This is a genomic window from Ideonella sp. B508-1 (assembly GCF_000333615.1).
In the GTDB taxonomy this organism is placed as follows: domain Bacteria; phylum Pseudomonadota; class Gammaproteobacteria; order Burkholderiales; family Burkholderiaceae_C; genus Ideonella.
This window is the reverse complement of record NZ_BADL01000417.1, coordinates 1-1748: the sequence shown is the minus strand read 5'-3', so window position 1 is coordinate 1748 and position 1748 is coordinate 1. Positions and strand designations below refer to the sequence as shown.

Sequence of the window (1748 nt, the reverse complement as noted above, 5' to 3'; positions counted from 1 at the left end):
AAAGCAGGCTTTCCACGAATCCAGCAAGTCGGGCGAGCAGGTCCGCGCGCTGGAGTTCTCCGCCGCCTACGGCATGGCCGACGCGAACTACTGAGCCCGGCACCCAAGACCTACCGCAACCGCACCCAGGAGCAACGAACGATGAACACCGCACTTCGCGCAACCCCCAAGGCCATGAACATCGGCCGCATGGAACCGCTGTTCCCGCTGGGCAACGTGTGCGCCACCCCCGGCGCCCTCGAAGCCATCGAGAAGGGCAAGCAGGCCCCCATGCACTTCCTCAGCCGCCACGTCACCGGCGACTGGCTGGAAATGACCGCCGACGACATCCAGGCCAACACCGACGCCCTGCGCGAAGGCGGCCGCGTCTTCTCGGCCTACACGATCAACGGCGGCGCCCGGCTGTACGTCATCACCGAGGAAGACCGCAGCACCACCACCCTGCTGCTGGCCGACGAATACTGATCCGAGGGGCGCGACGTGGCCAAGAAGCAGCACGCCCGCACGGGCACTGAACACCAGAACGCCCTGGCGCGCACCCTGCGCCAGATCGCGCACCGGCACAGCCTGTGGACGGTCTTTCGGGACTTCGTGGCCCTGTCCGCCCTGACGCTCAGCAACGCGGCCGACCGCAGCCAGGCCGAAGCCCGCGAGAAGGAATATCTCCAGATCGCCGGCCGCTACAGCCGCGAAGAGCTGGGCCTGATGTCCGAAGGCTTCGCCCATGTCGTCATGGGTTTGGAAACCGGCCACCAGGATTTTCTAGGCTCGCTTTTCATGCTGCTGGAAATGGGCGATTCGTGGAAAGGCCAGTTTTTCACGCCTTATCACCTGTGCCTGTGCATGAGCAAAATGACGATGAGCGACGCGGGTTCCTATATTCGGGAAAACGGGTTTGTCCGCGTTAGTGACCCGTGCGTGGGTGGGGGCGCAATGATTATTGCCGCCGCCCATTCCCTGATGGATGACGGGATTAACTACCAGCAGCACATGCACGCCGTGGCCCAGGATATTGACCTGACGGCCGTTCACATGGCCTATATCCAGTTTTCTTTGCTGCACATCCCGGCCGTGGTGATTCACGGTAATTCGCTGGCGATGGAAACCCGTTCGACCTGGCGCACGCTGGCCCACACGATGGGCCGATGGGACGCGAAGCTGCAACGGCTGGAGCAAGCCCAGGCCATCGCCGAGGCGGCCGAGCTGATGACGCAGCCCGAAGCCGAGCGGCCGACGCCGGCGCCCGTGGCCGCCTTCGTGCCGAGCGAGGAAGCCCGCCGAGCCGCCAACGACCCGCACGCCGTGCGCAAGGTCCGCCGCCCCTCGCAAGTCAACCAAATCAGCCTTTTCTGACCATGGCACTGCAACCCCTGACCCCGCAGCCCCCCGCCTTCGTGGCGTGGGAAGACGAAGTGACCGACGAGCTGGGCGCCGCGCTCGACGTGTGCCGCTCCGATGCGCAAGGCATCGTGGAAGCCCAGGCCGAAACGATGGTTTCCGCCTGGCTTCGCCAGCTCGACGCCAAGACCGCCGCCGCCCTCGTGATCGAGGCCGCCACCCCGAAGGACGCCGAAGGAGCCGCAGCATGAGCACCACCGAGCTGGTCAAGAGCGTGAGCATTGACAACCTCGTGAAACAGCGCGCGGCCGTGGTGGCAAGCTGACGCAAGGCCTGGAGCTGCTGCGCGAGGCCTCCGACCTGGCCAGCGCCGCAAACGTCGGGCTTCCGGACATCGGCATGAACTGCCG

At 65.4% G+C, this 1748-nt stretch carries 3 protein-coding genes; all 3 read left to right on the top strand.

The genetic code is table 11. The annotated features are described in order from the left end of the window. Positions 1-141 precede the first annotated feature (141 nt). Genes I73_RS17025 through I73_RS17015 form a run of 3 tightly spaced genes read left to right on the top strand, consistent with a single transcriptional unit; the run spans position 142 to position 1589 of the window. Entirely contained in the window at positions 142-465 is a 324-nt protein-coding gene (locus I73_RS17025) for a hypothetical protein (protein WP_040500618.1), read from the top strand. A gap of 15 nt (positions 466-480) precedes the next feature. Then, positions 481-1353 (top strand): N-6 DNA methylase, encoded by an 873-nt coding sequence (locus tag I73_RS28590; RefSeq protein ID WP_022981718.1) that lies wholly within the window; start codon positions 481-483, stop codon positions 1351-1353. A gap of 2 nt (positions 1354-1355) precedes the next feature. After that, complete coding sequence (locus I73_RS17015) at positions 1356-1589, top strand: hypothetical protein (protein WP_022981717.1); 234 nt, start codon at positions 1356-1358, stop codon at positions 1587-1589. Positions 1590-1748 lie beyond the last annotated feature (159 nt).

Excerpts from the sequence above, each read along its gene's own strand:
- I73_RS17015 (WP_022981717.1), top strand. The coding sequence starts at position 1,356 with ATGGCACTGCAACCCCTGACCCCGCAGCCCCCCGCCTTCGTGGCGTGG.
- I73_RS17025 (WP_040500618.1), top strand. The coding sequence starts at position 142 with ATGAACACCGCACTTCGCGCAACCCCCAAGGCCATGAACATCGGCCGC.